A 24,228-nucleotide genomic window follows, 5' to 3' on the forward strand; every position below is an offset into this window, starting at 1 on the left:
TCGGCAAGGACATCATCGGCCCCCGGCCTCGCGTGGTGCGTTGGGGGCGCCATCGCAGGGCCTCGGACCCGATCGGGTGATCGCGCGCTACTGTCCAGGCCTATCCGGGGTGGCGGCGGCGAACCCTGGAGCGCAGGCAGGGGGACCGTCGCCACGGGGGACTCACGTGTGGTGGCGACGTGCTCGGGATGCCGATCGGGATCCCGACGTTCCGGCATCTGCCGAACAGGTGGAACTGCCCGGTGATGGGCCGAGAGACGGGCTGAGCGAGGCGCTGGCGGCGGCTGCGGCAGTCGAGGACGCCACGCAGCGGGCGCAGCGGATGCTCGCGACGGTTCGGGAGTTCATGGCGAGGGTCGACGACGACGCGCTCGGTCACCGGCTGGGGCCGTTGCAGGACGCGCTGATCGAGGTGGGCGCCGAGCTGCCCGACGAGGCGGTGCGCGAGCTGGTGGCCGTGTCATGGCGGTGCGACGTCGACGAGCGAGCCGCACAGGACGTGCTGGTGCATTGGCTGCGGCGACCGCGCGCCGAGACCTTCGCGGCGACCTGGGGGCCGGTGTCGGGGTTGCTGACGCAGTCGACGGCCCTGTGCGGGTGGCTGACCCGCACCATGCTGGACGAGCACGCGGCGGAGTTCCGGGAGCTGGCCAGGGAGCACCTGACGCGGTTGCTGGACGGGCAGTTCGAGAAGTACGAGTTCAGCGCCACCTCGCCGGTGTGGAAGGTGCTGTACGCGCTCGGCCCGGCCGACCGGGCCCACTGGTTCTGCCTGGTGGGTGACCTGGCGGCGGAGCGCGGTGACGAGGCCGCCGCGGCCCACCGCTACGAGTTGGCGGACCGGTACGGAGGGACGGGGATCCAGGAGCGCCGGGAGCGGCTGCTGGACCGGTCGGCTCATCGGCAGCTGCGCGAGGGGACGACCTCCGCGGTGCGCCTGGCCGGCGACGGCACACCGACCGCGTATCGGCAAATGCTGCTGGCCGCCGCCGCGGTGCTGCGGGGCGAGGCGGCGCAGGCGCTGCCCGACGATCTCGATCCGGCCGGCGACGAACGGCTCCGGACACCGACGCTGCTGATCCACGCACTCGGCCTGCTGCGACGGGGCCGGCCGGATGCCGCGCGGCGCCACCTCGACCTGATGCTGACGGCACCGGTCTCCTCCGCTGCCGACCAGGATCTGATGACCAACGCCGAGCTCGTCCTCGGCGCGCTCGACGGTGACGACCAGCGGATCGCGACCGCGGTGCGGACGCTGCACGCGCGGCACGGCGACGGCTGGCAGGCACGGTCGCTCGTCGCCCCGGCCCTGGTGGTGGCGGCCGTCGCCCGGGTGGATGCGGCGCTGCTCCCCGAGCTGGGCACGTCCGCGCCCGGCGGTGCGCTCGACGCTGTGCGTCGCGCGGCGGCCGCTACGGCGCTGGCGACGGCCGCGCAGGCGGTACTGCTCGGTCGTCCCGGCGAGCAAGAGCGGTTGATCGAGGAGGCACGCAGGCTGCTGACCGGCGCCGGGCACGCCGAGGCGGAGCGGCGGGCTGCGGACCGGATCACGGAACTCGCCGCAACCCTCTCGGGCGACCACGCCCCGCAACGACCGGTGGACCGGCTCGCCTACGCCGCCCTGAACCAGGACGGCGCGGTCCATCCGGTGACCCCCGATGCGCTGCGGCTGTGGCGGGAACTCGACGCCGAGTCGGCAGGCGATCAGCGCAGCCTGCACCATCTCGCCATCGCCGAGCACGCGCTCGCGCATCGGCTCGAGCTCGACGGCGACGACACCGCTCCCGAGCAGTGGCGCCGCGCTCTCCGTTGCTGGGCGCGGCTGGGTGCGGACCCCGCGTTCTGGTCGGATCTGCGCACGCACCTGGCCGCGGTCGTGCCCGACGCGACCGTCGACGACATCGCGGGCGCCGTGGCGCATGCGCAGGCGCAGCTACCGGCGCATCTGCTCGAACCGCACGTCACGCGGGTGCTGCAGCTGCGCCGCGGCGAGCCCGAGCGAGCCAGGGAACACATGGAGATCCTGCGCTCCGCGCCGTTGCCCGCCGACGTCATCGCCGCAGCCCGACTGCGCCTGACCCGGGAGGCGATCAGCAGCGTGCGCGGCCTGCTGCGCGAGGACCACCTCGATCGCGCGCTGGAGGAAGCCCGGTCGTGGGCGGCGGTCGACGCCGAGAACGTCCCCCTCGCCGAACTGCTCCTCGACGTGGGTATCGAGCACGTCGAGAAGGGTGCCCGGGACGACGAGTTCGCGTGGGCGGCGGACGCCCGCCCGCTGCTGGAGCAGCTCGCCGAGGTGGTGGAACCGATCCGGGCCGCCCTGAACCTCACCGGCCGGGAGCTGATCACGCATCGCCGGGCGCAGGTCGCGGACGGCGATCACGCGGCCTTCTCCGCCAAGCTCGCCCGCTTCGAGTTCTGGCTCGGGAAGAGCCAGCTCTACACGACCTACGACCGTCGCCGGACCGACCCGTTTCACAGCCTGCACGGATACCGCACGGCGGGGCGGCATCTGGACGTCGCGATCCTGCTGGGGCTGCCCTCGCGCGCGCCCTTCAGCTCGGCCCGCCACCTCCTCGTGCTGGCCGGGAAGCTCGCGAGCGGCTCCTCGATGGGCTTCTTCTGACGTGATCGGAGCAGCGGTGAACCCATGGACGTGGACCGGCCGGAACCCGTACTTCGAGACGGCGTTCCAGGTTCTCGATCTCGACCCCACCGTCGACCGCGCGACGGCGCGCACGCGCATCGCCTCGCGGCGCAAGCGGATCTCCTACGACGCGGCGCGGTTCCCGCTGTTCGGCGCGACGTTGAGCGCCGCGGACGTCAACGCCGCCGAGGAGCAGATCGCCACCCCGGCCGGGCGGATCGCCGCCGAACTGATCACGCATCCGCGGGAGGCCGAGGGAGCCGATCTCCCGAGCCTCGCCGAGCTGCTGGGGCTGTTCCGGGAATGGTCCGAGCGCGGTGCGGGCGTCGGCGGCGACCAGGAGGGCGGCTCGTGGCTCGATTTGAGCGTCCTTCCCGAGCTCCTTCCCGAGCCCGGACAGATGAAGCACCCGACCGAGGGGACTACTCCATGAACCTCGTCGCCGGTATCGATCTCGGCACCACCAACTGCTGTGTGGCCGTGCCCGCCGACGCCGACATCCCGAACCGGGACGAGCTGATCATCCAGCGGCGGCTGCGCCCGGTCGGCGGGGCGCTCATCGTCGCCAATCCGGATCTCTCGCTCACCACTCCGTCCGCGGTGTGGATCGGGCCCGACGGCACCCCCCTCGTCGGCGCACGTGCCAAACGCAAGGCCCGCCAGCCGGGTTCGCCGCCCGCCCTGTTCTTCAAACGCAACATGGGCACCGATCAGCCCGTGACCGCGGGGCACGCAACCCTCACCCCGTTCGAAGCCTCGGTGCTGCTGCTGAAACAGCTCAAGGAGAACGCGGAAGCGACCCTTTGCATGACGATCGATCGGGCCGTCATCACCGTGCCCGCCTACTTCGAGACGAGCGCCAAGACCCAGACCACGCAGGCAGGTGCGGAAGCCGGGCTGGAGGTGGCCGAGACGCTCATGGAACCGGTGGCCGCCGCGCTGGCCCACATGCACGAGAACGGATACGCCACGGATCCGGAAGGGCCCGCCCGGCGCTTCCTCGTCTACGACCTTGGCGGCGGCACCTTCGACACCTCCGTGGTCTCGTGGGCTGCGCAGGAGGGTTTCACCAGCAGGTCCTTCGGTGGCGACCGGTATCTCGGTGGCTACGACTTCGACCAGGCCGTCGTCGACTGGGTGATCGCGCAGCTGCCCGCGTACGACCTGCGCTTCGAGCCCGGCGATCCGCGTGACGACGAGCGCAGGGCCCGCCTGTTGGCGCTCGCCGAATCCGCGAAGCACGAACTGTCGCGGGAGTCCGAGACCGAGATCATCAGCGATGACCTCGAGGATCGCGCCGGGCAGCCGATGACCATCAACCTGTCGCTGAGCCGGCTCGAGTTCGATCAGCTCATCGGGAGCCACCTGCGCGGCACCGTCGACCACTGCGCGGAAGCGCTCGCCACGGCGCGCGTCGACCCAGCCGAACTCGACGAGATCGTGCTGGTCGGCGGCTCGTCCCGGGTGCCGCTGGTCGCCGAGCTGTTGCGCGAGCGGTTCGGGCTCACCCCGCGCTCGTTCCATCCGGAGCTGGTGGTGGCGGTGGGTGCGGCGTTGAAGGCCGCGGGGCTGGCCACCCGCAGCAGCGTGCTGGAGCTGGAGAACCTGGCGCCTGACGGGGATGTCGTCGACATCGCGGGGCGGGTGCTGCTGTCCGGGATCAGCGGTGCCGAGATCGTCGTGGAGGTGGGGACGAGCACTGGTGATGCCGTGCGCGAGCCGGTGTCCGACGGAGGAACGTTCCTGTTCGTCGACGTACCGATCGGCGCGGGCGAGTTCACGGTTCGCGTGCTCGCCGATGGCCGGGAGGTCGCCACCGAACGCCTCGGCGTGCGCGCCCGACCGGGCCCGGCGGTGCCGGACGTGGCGGGCGACATCCTCGCGCACGACTTCTCCGTGGAACTGCTCGACCGGCAGCTGTGCCGTGTCGCCAAGGCCGGCACCAGGATTCCCCATCGTGTCCACCAGCACCTGGTGACCGCGACCAGGGGCACCACGCTCGCCGTACACGTGTACGAGGGCTGGATTCCCATCGGCACCGTGCGCATCCGCGATCTGCCCGAGGACCTGGACCCCGGCGCCGCAGTGGAGCTGACCCTCGAGTTCGAGGTGGGTTGGACCCTTCGCGCCGCGGTGCGCATCCCGCACCTGGACCGTTCGGCCACGGCCGTCATCGAGATCCCGGTGCGCGAGGTGGCGCCGTGGGCGCAGATCCGGGCCCGCGCCACAGCGGCGCGCGCCGACTGGGCGCAGATCCGCCGAGACGTGCACCCCGCGGAGTCCGCCGCGGCCGCTCCCGAGGTCGAGCACCGTCTCACCGCTCTCGACGCCTTGGTGGCCCGCACCCAGGATCAGGCCAAGGCCCACCACCTCCTGCTCGAAGCCGAGACCATCCTCCAGGGGCTGCTCAACAGCCGCGGTCCGGCCGACTACCTGGAGCCGCCGCTCCCGGAGTTCGAAGACACCCTGCGTCAGGTCTCCGATCTGATCCTGATGCTGCAACGCAGCGAACCCGGGCGTGCGCCCACCTACCGGGCCCGCCGCGACGATCTGGAGGTTCAGGGCCGCACCGCCTACGAGGCCGGTGACTTCCTCACCTGGCCCCGGGTCAACGAGCAGCTCGACGACCTGCACGAGGAGCTGCTCCAGATCTCGTCGGTCCGCGAAGTCGTGATGACGCTGCAGACGCCGAGAGTGGTGCGCCGCTGGATGGCTCGGCGCATCGACCGGACCGATGCCGAGATCCGGAGGAAGCACGACGAGCTCCAGCTGGATGCGCGGCTGGAGGACCATGACCGTGCGAAGCTTCCCGCCCAGCGCGACGATCTGCTTGCCGAGCTGGCGGTCGTCGCGATGGCCGTCGACCAGGTGGACGACAAGCGGGACTCGGCTCCGGAACAGATGTGGAACATCTGGTTCGACCAGCTGAAGCCGCTGACGCGACGCGTCGCCGGCTGGGGCAGGGAAGCACGGATGCGCAAGTCGTAGTAGGTCCTCGTGCCGTCCGCGTCAGTGCCGCGCGTCTGTGCAGGCGCCGGCACGACCCTACGACGGGCCGCTCGATGCTCGGAAAGGCACGGCGTCGGCCGTACGACCTCCGCGCGCCCTGCTCTGGCTTCGCCGCAGAAACGCGGGCCCGACGAGCGCGATCAGCGCGAGCGTGAGGATCGTTGCGGCAATCGGGCGCGTGACGAACACCGACAGGTCGCCTTCGCTGAACGCGAGGGCGCGCCGGAACTGGGTCTCCAACATGGGGCCGAGCACGGCGCCGAGGATGAGCGGCGCCACGGGATAGCCGGTGCGTCGCATCACGAAGCCGATCAGCCCGAAGGCGATCGCGATGAGCACGTCGGTCACGTTCTGGGCGGTGGCGTAGGCGCCCAGGATCGCGAAGACGAGGATGCCCGTCGTGAGGATCGGGGTGGGCAGTTTCAAGATCTTGATCCACAGGGGGATCAGCGGCACGTTCAGCACGAGCAGCATGACGTTGCCGATGTAGAGGCTGGCGATCAATGTCCACACGAGCACGGGCTGGGTGTCGAACAGCTGCGGGCCGGGTTGCACGTTGTAGATCTGGAACGCGATCAGCAGGACGCCCGCCGTTGCCGAGGTCGGGATGCCGAGCGTCAGCAGAGGCATCAGCACACCGGAGAAGGCCGCGTTGTTCGCCGCCTCGGGCCCCGCGACCCCTTCGATCGCACCCTTGCCGAACTCCTCGGGGTGCTTGGTGAGCCGGCGTTCGAGGTTGTAGCTGAGGAAGGTCGGGATCTCCGCCCCACCTGCGGGTAGTGCGCCGATGGGCAGGCCGATCGCGGTGCCGCGCAACCAGGGCCGCCATGAGCGGGCCCAATCCTCGCGGTTCATCCTGATCCTGCCGCGCAGCGGGATCGGTTCGTCGGTGACGTCACGGTGGCGTGCGACCGTGTACAGCGCCTCGGCGATGGCGAAGAGTCCCACTGCGAGCGCGACGACCTCGATACCGTCGTAGAGCTCGGGCACACCGAACGCGTAGCGCGCCTGGCCGGTGAGCGAGTCGATGCCGATCATGCCGACCGCGATGCCGAGGAACAGGCTGCACAGCCCACGGACCACCGACCTGCCGACCAGGGAGGTCACCGTGACGAAGGCGAGCACCATGATCGCGACGTACTCGGCGGGCTGGATCAGCTTGGCCACCGCCGACATCGCGGGGGCGAGGAAGGTGATCCCGACGGTCGAGAGCGTGCCTGCCACGAAGGATCCGATCGCCGCAGTGGCCAGCGCGGCGCCTGCCCTGCCACTCTTGGCCATGGGGAAGCCTTCGAGGGTGGTCGGCACCGAAGCCGTCTCGCCGGGGACGTTGAGCAGGATCGCCGTGGTGGACCCGCCGTACATCCCGCCGTAGTAGATGCCGGCGAACAGGACGAGCGCGCCGGTGGGGTCGAACACGTACGTCAGGGGAAGCAGCAGCGCGACGGTGGTCGCGGGCCCGAGCCCGGGCAGCACCCCGACCAGCGAGCCGAGCGTGGTGCCGACCAGCGCAAGAGCCAGGTTCTGCAGCGAGAGTGCGCCGGCGAAGCCGACGAGCAGGTTGCCGAGGACGTCCATCAGATCGCCAGCCGCACGATGCCCGGCGGCAGCCCGATGCCGAGCAGCCGGTCGAACAGCATGTACACCGCCAGCGCGAGGACCAGCCCGATGATCGCATCTCGGACGAGCTTGCGGCTGCCGAGCACGCGGGCGACGGCCACGAAGAACACCGTGGTCGTTTGCCAGTAGCCAAGTGGCGTGAGCAGCAGGACGTAGCCGATCAGAGCCGCCACGAGCAGGACGACAGAGGGCCAGTGCGTGGCGCGGATCTCCTCGCGCAGCTGGTCGATCTGGTCCGTGTCCGTTCCGCGGAACGCCTGCACCACGCCGATGGCGCTCACCAGGCACATACCGGCGCCGACGAGCAGGGGGAACACCCGCGGGCCCACCGCCTGGTAGGTCGTGCCCTGGTCGATCGTGAACGCACCGGTGAGCACGCCCACGGCTACGGCCAGGAACGCGAGCGCGGCGATCCGGTGTGCCCATGGCGCGGCGCCGGTCATGCGTTGAGCCCCAAGTCGGTCAGGATCGCAGTCACCCGGTCACGGTGTTCGACGATCAGGCGGCCGAACTCATCACCGGGCAGCCAGCCGTCCGACCAGTTGTTCTGACGCAGCGTCTCCCGCCAGCAGTCGGTGTCGCGCATCTTGGCGACCATGTCGACGATCGCCTGCTGCTGGTCGTCGCTCAGGCCGGGCGGGGCGAGCACGCCGCCCCGCGACGCCAGGTTGGCGGCGCCGTACCCGAGCTCGACGAGGGTGGGCGCGTCGATGTCGGCGACGCGCTCGGTGCTGTTGGTGATCGCGAGAACCCGCAGCTCGCCCGCCGTGATCTGGCCCTTGACCTCGGCCAGCGTTCCGATACCCGCCGTGGACGCCCCGCTGAGCAGCAGGCTGGTGGCTTCGCCCCCACCGCCTGTGGGTACGTAGTTGATCCGGTTCACCGGGATGCCGTCGGTGTCAGCGAGCGCGGCCACGGCGATGTGGTCCGGTCCGCCGAGCGAGCCGCCGACCCATGAGACGCCCTGCGGGTCGGCTTTCATGTCCGCGAGCAGCGCCTTCAGGTCGGTGTAGGGGGATCCCGCCGGCACCAGGATGGCGCCGACGCTCTCGGTCAGCCCGGCGATCGGGGTCAGCGTGGTGAGGTCGATGGGGGAGTGGTTGCGCACGATGCCGCCGAGCATGGTCATCGTGTCCATGACCATCAGCTGGTACGGGTCCCCCTGCTTGGTGACGAACGCGGCGAGCCCGATCGTGCCGCCCGCGCCCGGCGTGTTGGAGACGGTGGCGTCCTTGCTGATCACGCCGCACCGGGTGAGGGCGTCCGCCATGCCCCGGGCACGGGTGTCCCAGCCGCCGCCGGTGCTGCCGGGGGCGAGGATGGCGATCCCGCGCGCTGGATAGTCGCTGCCCGGATCGGCGTCCGTGGCAGGCCCGACGGCGCAACCGCTGACGACGAGGCCGAGCAGCACGGCAATCGTCGATATCCGCTTCATGAGCGTTCTCCTCCTGTGAGCAGCTGCGCGAAGAAATCCTGGACCGCGGGGATGACCTTCATCGGCTCGTGCGCGACCCCCTCGACGACGTCGAACCGGACGTCGATCCCGTGCGCCGCGAAGTTGTCCCGCAGCGCACCGAGCCGCTCGATCCGCGTCCGGCCCGCGGCGTCGGCCCCGTCCATCCAGTTGGAGTGGCCCCTGTTGTTGATCTCCCAGGTCTCGACGTCGTCGCTGCCGATCACCATCTGTACCGGCACGTCGGCGAGTTCGCTGATCCTCGGCTCGCGCCCGAAGACGTCGGCGAACCCCTTCAGCCCGATCCACCAGGGGCGCTCCCGGTCGATGAACGTGATCCTCCCCGGTGCGCCGATGGAGAGCCCGGCCAGGCGGTCGGGGTGCAGGTAGGCGAACCGGTGCGCGAACTGCCCGCCCCCGGAGAAGCCGTGCAACAGGAACCGCCCGGTCTCGACGTTGAACCGATCGCCGACCTCGCGGACGATCTCCAGCAGCACCTCGTCGAAGCGGATCTCGCCGTAACGGATGAACTTGAAGTTGTGCAGGTCGTCCGGATCGCCGATGCCCGCGGGGAAGAGCGGGGCGAGCACGATGCACCCGTGCTGCTCCGCGAACTCCGCGAACGCGTCGCGGTACTGGGGTCCCCTCCGGCCGGTGCCATGCTGGATGACGACGAGCGGCACCGCGGCGCCTGCCGCGTCGTGCGCGGTCGGAACGTACAGGCAGAACGAGAACCGCTGGTCGAAGCGTGAGGCGAAGACCGTGGTCTCGCCGGTGGCGTAGAACTCGACCGGATGCTTGATCTTCGTGTTCTTGATCTCTGGGTTCTCGTCGATGGCCTCGGGCATAGCCGGGAATCGTCGAGGTGCCAGCGGTGCCGGACAATGACATTGCCACCAACGCGGTAATGTTGCGCATGCCCGTCACCCTCGTCTTCGGCACCTCGGGCCGTGAGTCGATCTCCGCTCGGGTGTCCCCGCTCGCCGAGCTCTGTGCGTGCCTGCACGCCCTCGCCGAGCCGCACCACCACCCGGCGAGCCGCCAGTGGGTGATGGGCGTGCGGAACGAGCTGGACGAGGAGCTGCTGATCAGGGCGAGCGTCTGGGCGCCGCTGTGGAGCGCGTTCCGGGCTCGCTACCTGCTCCCACTGCGCGGTGACACCGAACTACCCCTCGACGAGGAGCTGGCGGCGGTTGCCCGCCTTCCCGAGCGGGACTTCGTGGCCATGTCGGCGCAGGCCCTCATCGGCAAGTCCTCCCGGGAACCGCCCGCCGGGCTCCCCGACGACCGGTTCCTCTCCCGGCTGCGCCTGAATTCCGAGCAGCGCCACGAGCTGGGCAGGCGCCTGCTCGACGACGTCGGCCGGTTCCGAGACGACCTGCTGGCCTTCCTTGCGACGATGGCCGAGGCGGCGTTCGTGACCGAGTGGGACACGCTGCGACCAGTGCTCGAGGCCGATGCCCGGACCCGTACCCACAACGTGCGCAAACACGGGCCTTCGGCGCTCGCCGACCTGCCGGCCGCGTCGGAGAAGCTCGACCCGCCCGGGATCGTGTTCGACAAGCTTTACCACGCGAGCGCGCGCCTGGACGAGACACCGTGCGTCCTCGTGCCCTCGCTGCACCTCAGCCCGCACACGGTGATCAAGCACTATCCGCGGTTCCCCGTGGTCGTGCAGTACCCGGTACGCGTCGACGGGGAGGCTCCGTCGTTCGACACCGCTCGGTACCGGCTCGCCGCGTTGCAGGACCCCATGCGGATGCGCCTCGCCCGGGCGCTGCTGCGCGAGCCGATGACGACGACCGAGCTGGCTCAGAGGTTCGAGATGACGACTCCGCAGACGTCGCGGCACCTGCGGCGGCTCCGGGAGGCCGGGCTGGTGCTCGCACACCGCTCGAGCGTCCGCGTGCGCTATCAACTCGACGTCGACGCGGTGCGCAGGCTGGGCGTCGACCTGCTCTCCGCCCTCTACCGCTGATAGCAGCCGTCCGGCGATGTCGACGTTGCGATCTTCCCGTTCATGATCCGGACTTTCGGGTGCTCATGGTCGTGGCGACAACCATGGACAACCGATGGTCCGGATCATGCCCGCCGCCGGTCGGGTGCCGGACGGTCGGGGCGTCCGGGCGCTTACGCCACTGGCTGTGGTCCCGACCCCCCACACCCCAGCCCCTGTCCTGGATGGTCGACGCGCGACCACTGCGAAGGGGCAGGGCCCGCCCACAGGTCCATGACCAGCAGGAACGGGACATCAGCTGCAGGGGTGCAGCTCAGGTCCCGATTCCGCTGATCACGCCCCAGGTTCCAGGGGTGGCCCGGGGTCGAGGGTCGGGACCCCCAAGGGTCGGGGAAGGCGCCGATCTGATGATCACAGGCTCACCCCGGGCCGCCCCGACGCGGCTCGTGTCGCGTGGCGCGCTCGTTCTCGGGTGGCGCGCCCGGTCGACGGGGTGTCTGGCCGGTGAGGGGGTGCGTCGGCCGATGCGGGTTGCGCCGGCGCCGACGGGCTCCACCGTGCCGAGGTGCTCTCCGAGCCCTGCGATCAGAGGAACGATCACGAAGTCCGGCTGGAGTACTAGGCGTCGGCCAGACGATCCACGATCCGACAGGCGATTCGGATCTCGTCGCCCAACTGGTGATCCACCCGGATATCGGGCAACGCGGCTGTGACGTCCGCGAACACGGAGGCGAGCAGCTTTCCACGGGGCGGGGTGTCGGCGAGCCGGAGTGCCTGGACGGCGGCTACGAGCTCGCAGGCGAGCACGGTGCGGTAGTTGGCGGCGGCGCTCGCCGCGCTCCGCGCGGCGTGGGGGGTGAAGCTGGCGTGGTCCTCCACGCCGCGGGAGATCACCGATGTCCCGAGGGTCACCGGCCCGGCCGAGTGCCGCAGCCTGCCGAGCGCGTCGTGCGCGACGTACTCAAGAATCATCAGCCCGGAGCTTCCTGCCGGCCCGCTGGCCAGGAACGGGCTCAGCCCGGTGAAGTCCGGCTCGACCAGGTCGCCGAGCCGGGCGGCGGAGAGCTCGGCGACGTGGTGCACCGCTGCCCGGAGGTGGTCAAGGGCCAGCGCCGGATAGGCGGTGGAGAAATGGCCGTGGTGGAACACCGCACCCGTGGAGGCATCGATCAGCGGGTTCTCGGCGGCCGCGTTCACCTCGATCTCGAGAACCCGTCCGAGTTGCTCGACGGCGTCCAACGCCGGCCCGTGGACCTGCGGGAACGCGCGAAGGCCGAACGGGTCCTGGATCCGTCGGCCCGGGCTGAGATCGCCCTCGTGCCACAGCAGCCGCCGCATCAGGGCGGCCGCCCGAACTGCTCCGGGATGTGGGCGTCGGGCGTGCACCTCCTCGGCAAAGGCCTCCGACGACCCGCCCAGCGCGCAGTACGACAGCGCGGTCACTGCGTGTGAGGCATCGAGCAGCCGACGCAGTTCCTCCCTGGCCAGCACCGCCTGGGCCAGAGTGACCGCGTTGGATGACATGAACGCCAGTGCGTCGCCGGGTTCGAGGATGATCGGCCGGACGCTTCCGCGCGCCCACTTCAGGTGCCCGGTGAGGGTCAGCCCGATCTCGGCGAGCGCGGAAAGGTCTCCGGTGCCGATCGAGCCGCTGTCGTGGACGGCTGGCACGGCACCGGTCGTCAGGGCAGTCTCCAACGCCCGGACGAAGCGCGGATGGATGCCGCTGCCGGCCGCGGCGAGCTGGTTGAGCCGGATCACCATCGCCGCGCGGACGACGGCGTAGTCGAGCGGTGCCCCGACCCCGGCGGCGTGGCTCAACAACAGCCGCAGGTCGTGGGTCTCCGCGTCACTGGTCCCGACGATCGCGTCCCGGTTCGCGCCGACCCCCGTCGTCCGGCCGTACACGGGCCGGGTCGCGCTGACCGCGCAGGCTGTTTCGTGCACCTGGTGCACGGCCTTCATGGCGTCGGGAGACACCGCGACCCGGACGTCGCCGCGCGCGACCCGGACGACGTCCGCGCAGCTGAGGCTGCCCCCGTCGACGATCAGAACGTCGCCATGGCTCATGCGGGTGCCTTCTCCCTGATCAGCCGCTCGTGAACCGTGTCCGCGATCTTGCGGAGGACATGCACCGGGAACGCCGGCACCCTCGTGAACCGCGGTCAGAACGTGGCGATCGGGTTGACCGGGCTGCCGGACGTACCGGCGAAGCGGACCGGCGCGACCGCGAGGTGGAATTCCCACTGACCGAGCTCGGCAGCCGTCGTCGCGCACACCTCCAGGTCGCAGTTGTCGAGCATCCACAGACCCATCGCGACGAGGCTCACGGCGTGAACCGGCATCAACACGTCGTCGTACCCCGACGGCTGAACGTCCTGGGGGGTGTCGGCGCCGATCAGCGCAACCCCCCGTTCGTGCAGCCACGGCAGGCAGGACGCGTGCCAGCCGGCCTGCGTGAAGCCGTGCGTCACACCGGCTTCGTGCCGGACGCGGCCGTAGCCGGTCCGCAGCAGTACCGCATCGCCGGGTCGCACCCGCACACCCTGGCGACGCTCGGCCTCCTCGAGATCGTCGGGAAACACACCTTGCCCCGGTTCCAGCCACGGCACATCGCGGACCTTCGCGACGTCGAGCAGGACACCACGCGTGACGATCCCGTTCGCCGCCGCCGTGACGGCCGCCCACGCCGAACCCGTCGCGGCGTCGACCAGCGAGTGCGAGCGCCCGTTGTACATCGCGCCGTCCCAGAAGAGGTGGCACGGCGAGTCGACGTGGGTGACGGTGTTGTTGTGGAACATGATGCCGAGCCGCTCGTTCGAGAAGCCCCAGCGGCGGTCGGCGTGGAACGCAGGCGGCATGTTCTCGGCGCCCGGCATGTCGACGGCGAACGGGCACGCCGTCGTCGACCGCTCCATCTCCGCCGGCACAGCGATCTCCCACGCGCACGACACGCTCCTGCCGTGGCGCACGGCCCGCGCCGCCGCCAGCCGGACGTCGTCGGTGATGTGGTTCAGAGTGCCGAGCTCGTCGTCGTCGCCCCACCGTCCCCAGTTCGACAGCGTGTCGAAGTACCCGAGCACGTCGTCCTGGGTGGGCATCGGTCGCCCTGCCGTCATCCGCATCGACTCCTCCGGTCACATGACACTAGATCAGCGGGGCATCAGTCGGCCGGGACGTCCGTCGCGGTCAGGAACTATCGGCGATCGACTGCGTGGTGTGTCATGCGGCAGAAGCATGACGATGTGATCGGGACGTCGGCGCGGGCGAGGGCAACGTCGAGCTGCTGTTTGACGATTCGCGCCGGCTCTGCCTTTCCCAGCCGAACGAGGCACTCGTGGTAGCCGTGCAGGCTCCACACGTTGCCCGGGTGCCAGGACGAGCGCGGGGCCGACGGGTCGTACCCCAGGTCCTCGGCGTAGACGGTCTCGGCCTCCTCGACGCGTCCCTGCTCGAGCAGCAACGCGCCGTAGGCGTGGCGCGTGGGCTGCATCCAGCCCCACGGCTCGTCGTAGGGCAGCGCGTCGTCGAGCGCGATCGCCCGGCGCAGGTGCTCGAACGCCGCGTCGAACCGGCCGTGCCGGTACTCGAGCTCGCCGTCGAGCATCGCCCCGGCGACGGCGAGGATGTCCTGACACGTGTTGTTGAACAGGTAGCGCGAGTCGGGTACGCGCTGGACGGCGGAGAGGAACGCGTCGCGCGCCGCCTCGGCTTCGTCCAAGCGCCCGGTCGCGGCGTGCGCGACGCCCTGTGCGTAATGCGTCATCGCCGTCGTGGTGCAGTAGAGCGCGGGGTCGGAGGGCAGCGGCAGCGCGAGGATGTCCTTCCACATCCCGAAGCGGATGAGCACGTGCAGGCGCATGGGGACGAACGCCTCGAGGTAGTCGGCCATCGGCGGCTGCTCGATCCGCAGTAGCTCCTCGGGCAGCGAGGCCTCGAGGTCGGCGGCGACGCTCAGGGCGACATGCGAGCGGCCGAGGAACATCGCCGCGTAGATCGCGAAGTGGCGGTCGTGTGCGTGATAGAGCGTGTAGAACCCGACCCGGCCGTCGTGCGCGACGTACTTCTCGTTGACCTCGATCGCGCGCAGGTTGGACTCGAGCGTGCTCTTGTAGTCGCCGCACAGCACGTCGATGTGCGTCGGCATGTGCACCAGGTGGCCGGCGTCGGGGACGAGGGAGCGCAGCTGGTCGGCGATCGGCAGCGCGTGCTCGGGGAACGGCGACATCTCCATCAGGTGCAGGTAGAGGTGCGCCAGTCCGGGGTGCTTGCGGCCGCCGGGCCGGTCGAGCGCGCGCTCGAGCACCTCCTTGGCCTCGAGCGTCGCCGCGCCCTCGGACGGCAGACCGGTATAGCGATCCCACAGCGCCCACGGCGTCAGGTTCATCAGCGCGTCGGCGAAGAGCGCCGCGACGTCGAGATCGTCGGGATGCGCCCGATACACCTCACGCATCGCCCCGGCGTAGTCGGCGTTCCACGAGACGAGGTCGGCCGACGGGTCGTTGGCCTGGTAGCGGCTCCCGAGCGCCTCCACGAGCGCCCGCTCGACCGGCGCGGCGCGGTCCGCGCACGCGCGCGCCGCAGCCACCCCATCGCACGCCTTCTCGAGCGACGCTGCGAGGTCGACAGGGTCGAACGCCTCCCACTGCTTGTTGTAGTTCGGACCGACCGCGTAGGCGATCCCCCAGTGGGCAGGCGCGAAGCCGGGGTCGTACTCGACCGCGCGCTCGAAGCACCGGATCGCCTCCTCGTGGTGGAACGCGTAGGACCACACGAGTCCGCGGTCGAACCATGTCTGGGCGCTCGTCGAGGCCGTCGACGTCCCTCGTGTGTAGGTGCCGAGATCGAAGTAGGGCTCCATCGCTGACGCTCCCGTCCTGGACTCCCCCCACGGTCCTACAGCATCTGTCGGCCTGGCAGGGACTTGGATCCGATCCGGTGGCCGCGCCTACTGTCCGGGGCTGTCCGGGGCTGTCCGGGGGTGGCGGCGGCGAACCCCGGAGCGTGCGCTGGGGGACCAGAGTTGATCAACGGTCGGTGTCGCGGATGGTCATGAACCCGGCCAACTTGGGGCCCTGCTGCGGATGGCGCAGCATCGCCGCGGCCTCTGCGGCCCCCTCCGCGCACCGACAGCCCTGCCAGGTCGACGATCAGGTGTGCCGGCCGGTAGGTGATCTGGCCTGCCAGGCACGCGGCCAGCTGATGATGTCGAGCTCGCCCCACGCGCGCACGAGATGGACCCCGGGCGCTGGCACGCTCGTCGCCAGCAACAGAGTGCCGCTCGGATCCACCGTGGACCGAAGCGCAGCATCCGCGCTGCGATCCGGAGAACGGCGACCAATCACGATCAGATCACCACCGTGGCGCGGAAACCGAGGACGACATCCCGCTTAACAATGCGGACATCTCAGCTCGACTCGACGTAACAAGACAGGATCCTTGCGGCCGTCAACGCAACCCGGAAGGGCACGCTGTTGCTTCGACAATCACATGTCGCCGGTGTGGACACGTTCACCTCCACACGTCCCCGCCCGGACATCAGAGACTGCGGATGCTCGCCGATACTCCTTCTGCCGCCTCACGAGCCTCCGGACGGCGGCCCCGGCCCAGTGGGCGCTGATGCGACCGCTTGGAACAACCCGCCTGGAGGCTACCCGGTATCGGAACCCGGATCTCGTCGGCCATCTGGCTCATCTTCTGCGTCTGTTCATCGTAACCAACACTGGGGCACGCCGTCCGATGCTGCACAAGGGTCGGCATGAGACGGCCTCCGCAATGGAAGGCAGTCTTGCATCGTCGGCCGGACGGGTGACAATTTGATCAGTGTCGCTTCCGGAGATAGATCGGAATACCGCGGCGGGCTTGCGTCCTGCAGTCCGGCCGCTTAGCGTCGCTAGGCGTTCACGCGGAATATCGTGACTTGGCTATCAGTGATCGATGATCCGGAACTGTTGATCGGGGACCCTAGAGAATGACGGTAATGAGCCCTGCTGTGCCGGTGATCGGCGAGGATTCCGCTCCCCTCGCTGACATGGTGCCCCAGGCCGCGATCAGATCAGGACAGCCGGACCGGGAGCATGCCGTTCTCGAGGTCGTCGGCGCACCGGGGCCCGACAGCCTCGATGAGCTGCGGCGACGGCTGGAGGGCCTGCTGGTCTCAGGCGTCCGGTACCTCTTGGTCGATCTTGCCGAGGCCGTCCGGGGCGACGCCGTGGTGAGCGTGCTCGCGGAGACCGGCCGGCGGCTCGAGGAACGCCGGGGATGGCTGCGCGTCGACCGGCGGGGCTCGTCGCTTCCGCTGGGCCTGACCGAGGCGTCACTGGGCGACCTGTTCGCGATCTACCGAGCGTTCGCGCGTTCGGCCGGCCAATGGGACGGTGCACATGCCTGAACGGGACCGTCGGCGCGCATCGGTCACGATCCCGGGCAGATCAGCGTGACGCTGTCGCTGGTCGCCACGCCTCCCCCCGCAGCCACGCAATCGTTCGAGCCCGACCTGCTCGACGTCCGACTACATGCGCCGACGCCGGACACCGTCATCGTGTGGGTCGCAGGCCCGATCCGGCGGGCGGACGCGCCACTGCTGACGCTCCGGGTGCGCCAGCAGATCGAGCGAGCTCTGCATGTGATCCTCGATCTCTCGTCGGTGACGTGGCTCGACCCGACGGTCGCTGCCGATCTGCGGTCCCTGGAGACCCGCGCCGACAGCTGTGGTTGCCGGCTCCACATCGCCGGCGCGGAGAACCCCGCGATCGCCGAGCCACTCCGACACCTCGTATCCGCGCATCAGCTCACGGACGGGCCTGCCGACGCGGTCCTCGCAGTACTGGCTGCTCGCAGCGCAGGAGCTGCGTCGGTCACGATGGCGTGCGCGGGCCGCCCTTCGCCGATGGAGAACGCGGAATGAACATCCGCACCGTCGCCCGGCGCGAAGCCGACGCGCCGCACGACCCCGGCCTCGCCGACGTCACCGCGGACCTCATGGCGGAGTTCGGAGCCCACCTCGAGCGGGCCGCCGTCAGCGAGGCCGTCCGGGAGGGCCTGCGCGACCTCCAGTGTTCGCCGGCCGCCGCGCGTGTGGTCGGGCTCGACCGGCTCGCCCGCAACCGTCTCATCGCGCTGGTCGAACAGGGCGAATCGCAGGCCAGGTGACGCGTGGAGGCGCAGGCCCCAAGTTGCGACACCCGATACGCCGAGGTCGTGGTACGGCGGGATGTCGACGAATCCGGCCTCCCGGTACAGCCGATGTGCGGCTGCCATCGTCGCGGGTTCGGTCTGCAACCACACGTTCATGGCAGGTGTGCACCGGTAACGGCCGACCTCCGGCCGCCGACATCACGCGCGGCGCACCCGAAGCCGCCGGGCCGTTCCAGACATGACTCGTCCCATATCCGCGCTCTGAGCGCCACCACGAACTCGCATCTTGTGTACTGGGGAGCACGCGAGATGTCGCCCGCTGTACCGGTCCTGGCGAGCGGCCTGGACCGGTACGGCACGTCGGGGCGCCGGCACGGGGTCGGGCGTTGCACGCCCCGGCTCGGCGTCACAGGGTGGTGATGACGTCGGCCTCGGACCGTTCGGGCGGGATGTTGGCGTTGTGGTGGAAGACGTTGTCCGGGTCGTAGCGTGCCTTGTTCCGCCGGCGGTGAACACCGGCCCGACCGGGCTCGACGATCACTACCGTCCGGTTTCATGACGACGGTCACGACGCGCACGGTCGAGTATCCCGCCGATGGCCTGACGATGATCGGTCACCTCGCGCTCCCCGCCGGTGTCGACCGTCGGCCCGCGGTCCTGATCGGCCCCGAGGGGACGGGGCTCGACGACGTCCAGCGCCGACGGGCCGACGCCCTCGCCGAGCTGGGGTACGTGGCGCTGGCCTTCGATATTCACGGCGGACGCTGGTTCACCGACCCGCAGGAGATGCTGGCTCGCTGCATGCCGCTTCTCGCCGACCCCGACCGAATGCGGGAGATCGGCCACGCGGCGCTCGACGTGCTGCGCGGCGAACCACGGACCGACCCGGACCGGATCGCCGCCATCGGCTACGGCACCGGGGGCGCGATCGCGGTGGAACTCGGGCGCGACGGCGTCGATCTGCGCGCGATCGCGACGGTCAACGGACTGTTCACAGGCCGGCCGGGCGAGGCGGCGCGCATCCGCTGCCCGGTGTGGGCGGGGGTCGGGTCGGAAGACCCGATCCAGCCGCCCGCGCAACGGGACGCGTTCGCCGCCGAGATGCAGGCCGCGGGCGTCGACTGGCGCATCGTGGTCTACGGCGGCGCCCTGCACGCCTTCCACCACCCGATGACGCGAACCGACCAGATCCTGCTCCCCGGCGTCGGCCACCACCCGCAGCACGCGCAGCGGGCCTGGCGCGACGTACTCGACCTGCTCGCCGAGTGTGTGCCCGTATCGCAGTGAGCTGGCGCAGCTCACGACAGCCGGTTCCGCCGGCCTCGCCTCGATCTGACACGCCTCGATCTGACTTCAGGAGGCGTGCTGGAGAGGTGTGATGTGTGGCGACGTGCGGGTGACAGCGCGAGCTCCACCATGAGTTCCCGTACGAGAGGCGAGCGCGATCGGTCTGTAACGCCGAGGGCGGCGGGCGGAACTGAATTCCCTGACGACGCACCTTGCTCGTCTTGGTACTCAGAGAGGGGCCACCGATGGCCACATTCCACACCGCGCGCCCCGCGAGCACGGCTCTGCGGCTCGAACGGATCGGCGCCGCCGTCATCCGGTATGGGCTTGCCCTGGTCGTCGTGTGGATCGGCGCCCTGAAGTTCGCCGCGTACGAGGCGGCCGCGATCGAGGGACTCGTGACGAACTCGCCGTTGCTGTCGTGGATGTACGGCATCGCCAGCGTCCCGACGGTCGCGGCCGTCATCGGTGTCGGCGAGATCGTCCTCGGGGTTCTGATCGCTGTCCGGCACGTCGCCCCACGGGTGTCGGCCGTCGGCAGCGTCGGGGCGATCCTGATGTTTCTGACCACGCTGAGCTTCATGCTCAGCACCCCCGGGGTGTGGCAGGCGGACTACGGGTTCCCGTTCCTGTCAGGGGCCGGACAGTTCCTGGTCAAGGACCTGATCCTGCTCGGCGCGGCCATCTGGACGGCCGGCGACTCGCTCGAAGCGGCCTCCGTGAGGAAGGGAGCGCGTTGAGCGCCTTGCGTGCGTGCGGGCTGGTACCCGGCATCGAGGACGAGGCGCGCAAGCTGACCGGCACGAACGTCATCATGCACGGCCGATTCGCGCCGCACGCGGTGCGCGATGGCACCGGAACGGCGGCGGCCCGGCGGGTCATCGAGGCACTCGGCACGTAGCACGCACGGCAGGCCCGGTTCTGCAGCTTCGCTGCCAGCACTTTCAGGACTGAGCACTATCGGGAGCGAGAAGCTTCGCCAGGACGCCGACATCCGGCAGGTCCAGGTGTGGCCGCCGTTCCGGAGGCAGGTCGGCGAACGACTGCGCGTGGCCGATGCCCGTGTGGACGGCGACGGCCAGCGCGCCGCCCTTGTGCGCCATGGGCACTTCCAGCTCGGGGTCGTCACCCACGACCGCGAGCTCATGGGTGGCGACCCCGAGGCGCCGGGCGGCGCTCCGCAGTGCGGGCAGCTCCGGCTTGCCGACGACGGTCACGCGGCAGCCGGTGATGTCGCGGATGACGGCGGTGATCGCCCGTGAGGTGCCCAGCTGCCGTCCTTCCGCGGTGGCGAAGAACAGCGATTGGGAGGCGCTGTAGAGCTGGGCTCCGCCGAACACGGCGTCGCAGGCGGCCTCGAGGGCGTCGAAGGTCAGCTCCTGGCGGAACCAGCCGGCCAGCACCGCGTCGGCCCTGGTCGTCCGCAGCGGGGGAACGGTCTCCAGACCGGCGGCCTCCAGCGGCTCGGTGACCCCCTTGCCGCCGAGCACCATCACCCGCCGGTGCCCGCGGCTGCGCAGGACGTCCACGGCGCTGGACGCCGGTGTCAGTACCCCGTTGTCGCTCACCGGGAAGCCGAGGGCCTGGAGCGCGTGGGCGTACTGCTGGGGGGTTCGGGACGTGCCGTTGGTGAAGATCCGGAACGGCAGTCCGAGCTCGGTGAGCGCGGCGAAGAGCGGCCCGGCACCTGGCAACGGCCGCAGCCCCTGGTTGTTGCGGTCGCCGAGCACGAGCGTGCCGTCCATGTCGAGGACGAAGCCGCGTACTCGCCGGAGCCGGTCGAGGACCGCAGGGTCGGGCTCAGACACGACCAGCTCCTTCCCGGTGACGGTGCACGGAGAGGCGCAGGTTCGGCTTCGCCACCGCCAGGTCGTGCACGCTCTGCCGTTCCCCGAGCTCGCCGAGCAGGCGGAGCACCGGGGTGAGGTCCGGGTTGTGGTGGTCAGGGGCCGGCCCGGCGGCGAGCATCGCGTCGACCTGCTCGGCGGGCATGTGCGCGCGCAGCAGCAGCTCTTCGTCGCTGATCGAAAAGCCGAACTGGCGGCGCAGCTCCGCCGGGGTCGGCGGATCCGGTTCCGCGGCGAGCTCCCGGGCCCGCGGCCGGTCGAGGATGCGGTCCTGCACCTGCGGATCGATGGGGGCGGTGGGGCGGCCGAAGCTGCCGAGCACGTAGCGGATCACCTGGTCGGGCACGTTCGCGTACCGCTCGCCAATGACCCCGCTCATGACGTTGAACAGGGCCTGGGTGACGACCATCTGCGGGAACGGCGTCACCATGATCGGGTGGCCCAGCTCGGCACGGACCCGGCCAACCTCCTCGATCAGCCCTTCGAATCGGTCCTCCAGCCCGATCTCGCGCAGCTGGCGCCGGGTCGTGGTCATCACCCCGCCTGCGATCTGGTGGTGGAGGAACGCGGCGTCGAAATCCTGCGGCAGGCCGGCAGGCAGCTCATCGGCCTCGGCGAGGCGGCGGAAGAAGTCGCAGGCCAGGCCGAGGGCGCGGTCGTCGATGTCGACGCGGTGCCCCATCTCCCGCAGGTTGGCCACCGTGCGTTGCACCTCGGGCAGCGACGAGCCGTTGCCCAGCACTCCGCAGCCGGTCTGCACGATCTGCACCCCGAGGTCCGGCGCGATCGAGTAGGTCATGGGGGACAGCCCGATGGTGGCGTGGGAGTGCAGCTCGAGCGGGGTGTGCCGGAGCTCCGCCGTGATCGCCGGGAGCAGGGTGCGGGCGCGCTCCGCGGTGAGGATTCCCGCCGGGTCCTTCACGTAGACGCGGTCGATGTCGGGGCACTCGCGCATCTGACGGGCGAGGTCGGCGTAGAAGGCGTCGTCGTACACCGCGCTGATCGTGAACGTCAGCGCGCCGACCACCTCGTCGACGCCGGCCCGCTTGAGGCGGCGGGCGGTGGCGCGCGCGGCGTCCATGTCGTGCATCGGGTCGAGCACGACCACCCGGTCGATTCCGTTGGCGACCAACCGGTCGTAGACGAGCTGCATCGTCTCCGGGTGCGAGTTCTGCCAGGAGATGAACCGGAAGCCCGTGCCGATGAACTGCAGCTTCGTCCTCGGCATCAGCCGCCGGGTGCGCTGGAACAGCTCCCACGGGTCCTCCCGGTGGGTGCGCACCAGCACGCCCATCGCCGTGCTGGAGCTGTAGTCGAGCGCGCGGAAACCGACCCGCTCCAGCAGCGGCGCGACCTGCAGCACGTGAGCGGTCCGCAGGGCGGTCGCGCCCCACAGGCTCTGGTTGCCGTCGCGCAACGAGACGTCGACCAGTCCTACGTCGGCCATCTATGACACTCCCGAGACGCAGGGCTGGAGGAACCGCTCGAAGAACGCCGTGTCGACGCCCCCGGCGGCGAACTCGGGGTCGGCCAGCAGCGCCTGGTGCATCGGCACGGTCGTCGTCACGCCCTCGATCCGCAGCAAGTCCAGCGCGGCCCGCGCCCTGGCCAGTGCGTCGGCACGGTCGGCCCCGTGCACGATCAGCTTGGCCAGCAGCGAGTCGTAGTACGGCGGTACGACCGACCCGCCCTGCACGTGGTGGTCAACCCGGATGCCGTCGCCTGCCGGCAGCACCACCCGCTCGATCCGGCCCGGCGCTGGCCGGAAATCGTGCGCCCAGTCCTCGGCGTTGATCCGGCACTCCACCGCGTGCCCGCTGAGGACGATGTCCTCCTGCCGCAGGCGCAGCGGCAGCCCCTCGGCGACGGCGAGCTGCTCGGCCACCAGGTCGATGCCGGTGACCATCTCGGTGACCGGGTGCTCCACCTGGATCCGGGCGTTCATCTCCAGGAAGTGGAAGGTGTCCCGCTCCCGGTCGTGGAGCAGCTCGACGGTGCCCAGCCCGCCGTATCGCAGGTGGGTGGCGAGCGCGGTCGCCGCGGTCGCCATCTCCGCGCGAATGCGCTCCGACAGCAGCGGCGCGGGCGCCTCTTCGAACAGTTTCTGGTAGCGGCGTTGTACCGAGCAGTCCCGGTCGCCCAGCGCCACGGCACGGTCGCCGTCGCCGAGCACCTGCACCTCGACGTGCCGGCCGGAGGCGACGAAACGCTCCAGGTACACCCTGGGGTCGCCGAACGCGGCCGCGGCTTCGGAGACGGCGAGGTCGAGCGTGTGCGGGAGCTCGTCGGGCGAGCGGACGAGCTTCATGCCGCGACCGCCGCCGCCACCCACCGCCTTCACCAGCAGCGGATATCCCACTTCGGCGGCCACGGCCCGCGCACCTGCAAGGTCGGCGGCCTCGCCGCCCGGCACCACCGGGAGTCCGGCGGCCAGCGCGTGCGACCGGGCGCGCAGCTTGTCCCCGACCGCTTCGAGGGTCTCCGGTGCCGGTCCGACGAAGACGATCTTGGAATTTCGACAGGCCCTGGCCAGCGCCGGGTTCTCGGACAGGAAGCCGTAGCCGGGGTGTACCGCGTCGGCGGCGACCACCTTCGCCGCCCGCACGACCGCGGCCGGGTCCAGGTAGGACTCCGACGCCGGTGCGGGGCCGAGCCGCACGACCCGGTCGGCCAGCCGGGCCGGCAGCGCGTCCAGGTCGGCGTCGGAGGCGGCGAGCACCGACTCGATGCCGAGCCGCGCGCAGGTGCGGATCACCCGGGCGGCGATCTCGCCGCGGTTGGCGATCAGCAACCGGCGGATCCTCATGCCGGCTCCAGGAGCAGCAGGACCGCGTCGGTGTCGGCGAACTCGCCGTTGCCCGTGCGGAACTCCACGACCGTGCCGCGGACGCCGGCGTGCACCGGCGTCATCATCTTCATGGTCTCCACGATCCCGACGACGCTCTCCTCGTCGACCCGGCCACCGACGTCGACGAACGGCGGCGCGCCCGGCTTCGGCGCCCGGTAGAAGGTGCCCAGCAGTGGCGGATGCACCGCGACCAGACCGTCGGGCACCGCGGCGCGCGGCGCCCGGTTGTCGACGTGGTCCGCGGGCTCGGCGCCGCCTTCCACCGCGGGTCGGCGCAGCACCTGCTGCTCCACCGTCCAGGCGGATGCGCCCGCGCGGCGCACGGTGAGGGTGAGGTTCTCCAGCTCCAGGTGGAGCTCGTCCAGGCCGCTGGAGTCGAGCACGCGCAGCACGTCGCGGACGTCGTCGGGGCTCAGGTCCACT

Annotated in this window: 22 protein-coding genes; 10 read left to right on the top strand and 12 right to left on the bottom strand. The window is 70.6% G+C overall.

Annotated features, from left to right (window positions below):
- Positions 1 to 229 precede the first annotated feature (229 nt).
- From K1T35_RS18340 to K1T35_RS18350, 3 genes are read left to right on the top strand one after another with little or no spacing between them, the layout of a single operon-like run.
- On the top strand, positions 230 to 2,626 hold the full coding sequence (locus K1T35_RS18340) for a hypothetical protein (RefSeq protein ID WP_220261337.1): 2,397 nt from the start codon (positions 230 to 232) through the stop codon (positions 2,624 to 2,626).
- Between the two features lie 16 nt (positions 2,627 to 2,642).
- Positions 2,643 to 3,080, top strand: coding sequence for a hypothetical protein (locus K1T35_RS18345; protein WP_220261338.1), 438 nt, complete (start codon positions 2,643 to 2,645; stop codon positions 3,078 to 3,080).
- On the top strand, positions 3,077 to 5,635 hold the full coding sequence (locus K1T35_RS18350) for an Hsp70 family protein (protein WP_220261339.1): 2,559 nt from the start codon (positions 3,077 to 3,079) through the stop codon (positions 5,633 to 5,635). Before K1T35_RS18345 ends, K1T35_RS18350 begins: the two co-directional genes overlap by 4 nt.
- Before the next feature lie 57 nt (positions 5,636 to 5,692).
- On the opposite strand, the gene K1T35_RS18355 is transcribed toward K1T35_RS18350, so the two are convergent.
- The 4 genes from K1T35_RS18355 to K1T35_RS18370 are packed head-to-tail and all read right to left on the bottom strand — an operon-like array spanning position 5,693 to position 9,577.
- Positions 5,693 to 7,234: a tripartite tricarboxylate transporter permease gene (locus K1T35_RS18355; RefSeq protein ID WP_220261340.1), complete on the bottom strand. Its 1,542-nt coding sequence runs from the start codon at positions 7,232 to 7,234 to the stop codon at positions 5,693 to 5,695.
- Positions 7,234 to 7,719: a tripartite tricarboxylate transporter TctB family protein gene (locus K1T35_RS18360; RefSeq protein WP_220261341.1), complete on the bottom strand. Its 486-nt coding sequence runs from the start codon at positions 7,717 to 7,719 to the stop codon at positions 7,234 to 7,236. The genes K1T35_RS18355 and K1T35_RS18360 overlap by 1 nt, the downstream gene beginning before the upstream one ends.
- Positions 7,716 to 8,711, bottom strand: a complete 996-nt coding sequence (locus K1T35_RS18365) for a tripartite tricarboxylate transporter substrate binding protein (RefSeq protein ID WP_220261342.1) — start codon at positions 8,709 to 8,711, stop codon at positions 7,716 to 7,718. The genes K1T35_RS18360 and K1T35_RS18365 overlap by 4 nt, the downstream gene beginning before the upstream one ends.
- On the bottom strand, positions 8,708 to 9,577 hold the full coding sequence (locus K1T35_RS18370; RefSeq protein WP_220261343.1) for an alpha/beta hydrolase: 870 nt from the start codon (positions 9,575 to 9,577) through the stop codon (positions 8,708 to 8,710). Before K1T35_RS18370 ends, K1T35_RS18365 begins: the two co-directional genes overlap by 4 nt.
- Before the next feature lie 26 nt (positions 9,578 to 9,603).
- On the opposite strand from K1T35_RS18370, the gene K1T35_RS18375 reads away from it, so the two are divergent.
- Positions 9,604 to 10,707 carry a DUF5937 family protein gene (locus tag K1T35_RS18375; RefSeq protein ID WP_220261344.1) on the top strand — a complete coding sequence of 368 codons (1,104 nt, stop codon included), beginning with the start codon at positions 9,604 to 9,606 and terminating at the stop codon, positions 10,705 to 10,707.
- 597 nt (positions 10,708 to 11,304) lie between these two features.
- Here the strand turns inward: K1T35_RS18375 and K1T35_RS18380 are convergent.
- The 3 genes from K1T35_RS18380 to K1T35_RS18390 all read right to left on the bottom strand — a co-directional run bounded on the left by K1T35_RS18380 (position 11,305) and on the right by K1T35_RS18390 (position 15,547).
- A complete protein-coding gene (locus K1T35_RS18380) occupies positions 11,305 to 12,756 on the bottom strand; it encodes an aromatic amino acid ammonia-lyase (RefSeq protein WP_220261345.1) in 1,452 nt (483 codons plus the stop codon).
- Between the two features lie 95 nt (positions 12,757 to 12,851).
- Entirely contained in the window at positions 12,852 to 13,805 is a 954-nt protein-coding gene (locus tag K1T35_RS18385; RefSeq protein WP_255622165.1) for a cyclase family protein, read from the bottom strand.
- 77 nt (positions 13,806 to 13,882) lie between these two features.
- Complete coding sequence (locus K1T35_RS18390) at positions 13,883 to 15,547, bottom strand: tetratricopeptide repeat protein (RefSeq protein WP_220261346.1); 1,665 nt, start codon at positions 15,545 to 15,547, stop codon at positions 13,883 to 13,885.
- 1,119 nt (positions 15,548 to 16,666) lie between these two features.
- On the opposite strand from K1T35_RS18390, the gene K1T35_RS18395 reads away from it, so the two are divergent.
- The 3 genes from K1T35_RS18395 to K1T35_RS18405 are packed head-to-tail and all read left to right on the top strand — an operon-like array spanning position 16,667 to position 17,838.
- On the top strand, positions 16,667 to 17,077 hold the full coding sequence (locus tag K1T35_RS18395; protein ID WP_220261347.1) for a hypothetical protein: 411 nt from the start codon (positions 16,667 to 16,669) through the stop codon (positions 17,075 to 17,077).
- Positions 17,078 to 17,122: 45 nt separating this feature from the next.
- A complete protein-coding gene (locus K1T35_RS18400) occupies positions 17,123 to 17,593 on the top strand; it encodes an STAS domain-containing protein (protein WP_220261348.1) in 471 nt (156 codons plus the stop codon).
- A complete protein-coding gene (locus K1T35_RS18405) occupies positions 17,590 to 17,838 on the top strand; it encodes a hypothetical protein (protein WP_220261349.1) in 249 nt (82 codons plus the stop codon). Before K1T35_RS18400 ends, K1T35_RS18405 begins: the two co-directional genes overlap by 4 nt.
- Positions 17,839 to 18,229: 391 nt before the next feature.
- Here K1T35_RS18405 and K1T35_RS18410 read toward each other — a convergent pair whose 3' ends face one another.
- Positions 18,230 to 18,364 (bottom strand): BBE domain-containing protein, encoded by a 135-nt coding sequence (locus K1T35_RS18410; RefSeq protein ID WP_220261350.1) that lies wholly within the window; start codon positions 18,362 to 18,364, stop codon positions 18,230 to 18,232.
- 14 nt (positions 18,365 to 18,378) lie between these two features.
- Between K1T35_RS18410 and K1T35_RS18415 the strand changes: the two genes are divergently transcribed.
- The 3 genes from K1T35_RS18415 to K1T35_RS18425 all read left to right on the top strand — a co-directional run bounded on the left by K1T35_RS18415 (position 18,379) and on the right by K1T35_RS18425 (position 20,011).
- On the top strand, positions 18,379 to 19,110 hold the full coding sequence (locus K1T35_RS18415) for a dienelactone hydrolase family protein (RefSeq protein ID WP_220261351.1): 732 nt from the start codon (positions 18,379 to 18,381) through the stop codon (positions 19,108 to 19,110).
- A gap of 245 nt (positions 19,111 to 19,355) precedes the next feature.
- Complete coding sequence (locus K1T35_RS18420; RefSeq protein WP_220261352.1) at positions 19,356 to 19,850, top strand: YkgB family protein; 495 nt, start codon at positions 19,356 to 19,358, stop codon at positions 19,848 to 19,850.
- Positions 19,847 to 20,011 carry a hypothetical protein gene (locus tag K1T35_RS18425; protein WP_220261353.1) on the top strand — a complete coding sequence of 55 codons (165 nt, stop codon included), beginning with the start codon at positions 19,847 to 19,849 and terminating at the stop codon, positions 20,009 to 20,011. The genes K1T35_RS18420 and K1T35_RS18425 overlap by 4 nt, the downstream gene beginning before the upstream one ends.
- Before the next feature lie 43 nt (positions 20,012 to 20,054).
- Here K1T35_RS18425 and K1T35_RS18430 read toward each other — a convergent pair whose 3' ends face one another.
- From K1T35_RS18430 to K1T35_RS18445, 4 genes are read right to left on the bottom strand one after another with little or no spacing between them, the layout of a single operon-like run.
- Entirely contained in the window at positions 20,055 to 20,918 is an 864-nt protein-coding gene (locus K1T35_RS18430) for an HAD-IIA family hydrolase (protein ID WP_255622170.1), read from the bottom strand.
- Positions 20,911 to 22,404, bottom strand: coding sequence for a biotin carboxyl carrier protein (locus K1T35_RS18435; RefSeq protein ID WP_220261354.1), 1,494 nt, complete (start codon positions 22,402 to 22,404; stop codon positions 20,911 to 20,913). The genes K1T35_RS18430 and K1T35_RS18435 overlap by 8 nt, the downstream gene beginning before the upstream one ends.
- Positions 22,405 to 23,763, bottom strand: coding sequence for an acetyl/propionyl/methylcrotonyl-CoA carboxylase subunit alpha (locus K1T35_RS18440; RefSeq protein WP_220261355.1), 1,359 nt, complete (start codon positions 23,761 to 23,763; stop codon positions 22,405 to 22,407).
- Positions 23,760 to 24,227, bottom strand: coding sequence for a biotin/lipoyl-containing protein (locus K1T35_RS18445; protein WP_220261356.1), 468 nt, complete (start codon positions 24,225 to 24,227; stop codon positions 23,760 to 23,762). The genes K1T35_RS18440 and K1T35_RS18445 overlap by 4 nt, the downstream gene beginning before the upstream one ends.
- Position 24,228 lies beyond the last annotated feature (1 nt).

The organism is Pseudonocardia sp. DSM 110487, from assembly GCF_019468565.1.
Classification (GTDB): domain Bacteria; phylum Actinomycetota; class Actinomycetes; order Mycobacteriales; family Pseudonocardiaceae; genus Pseudonocardia.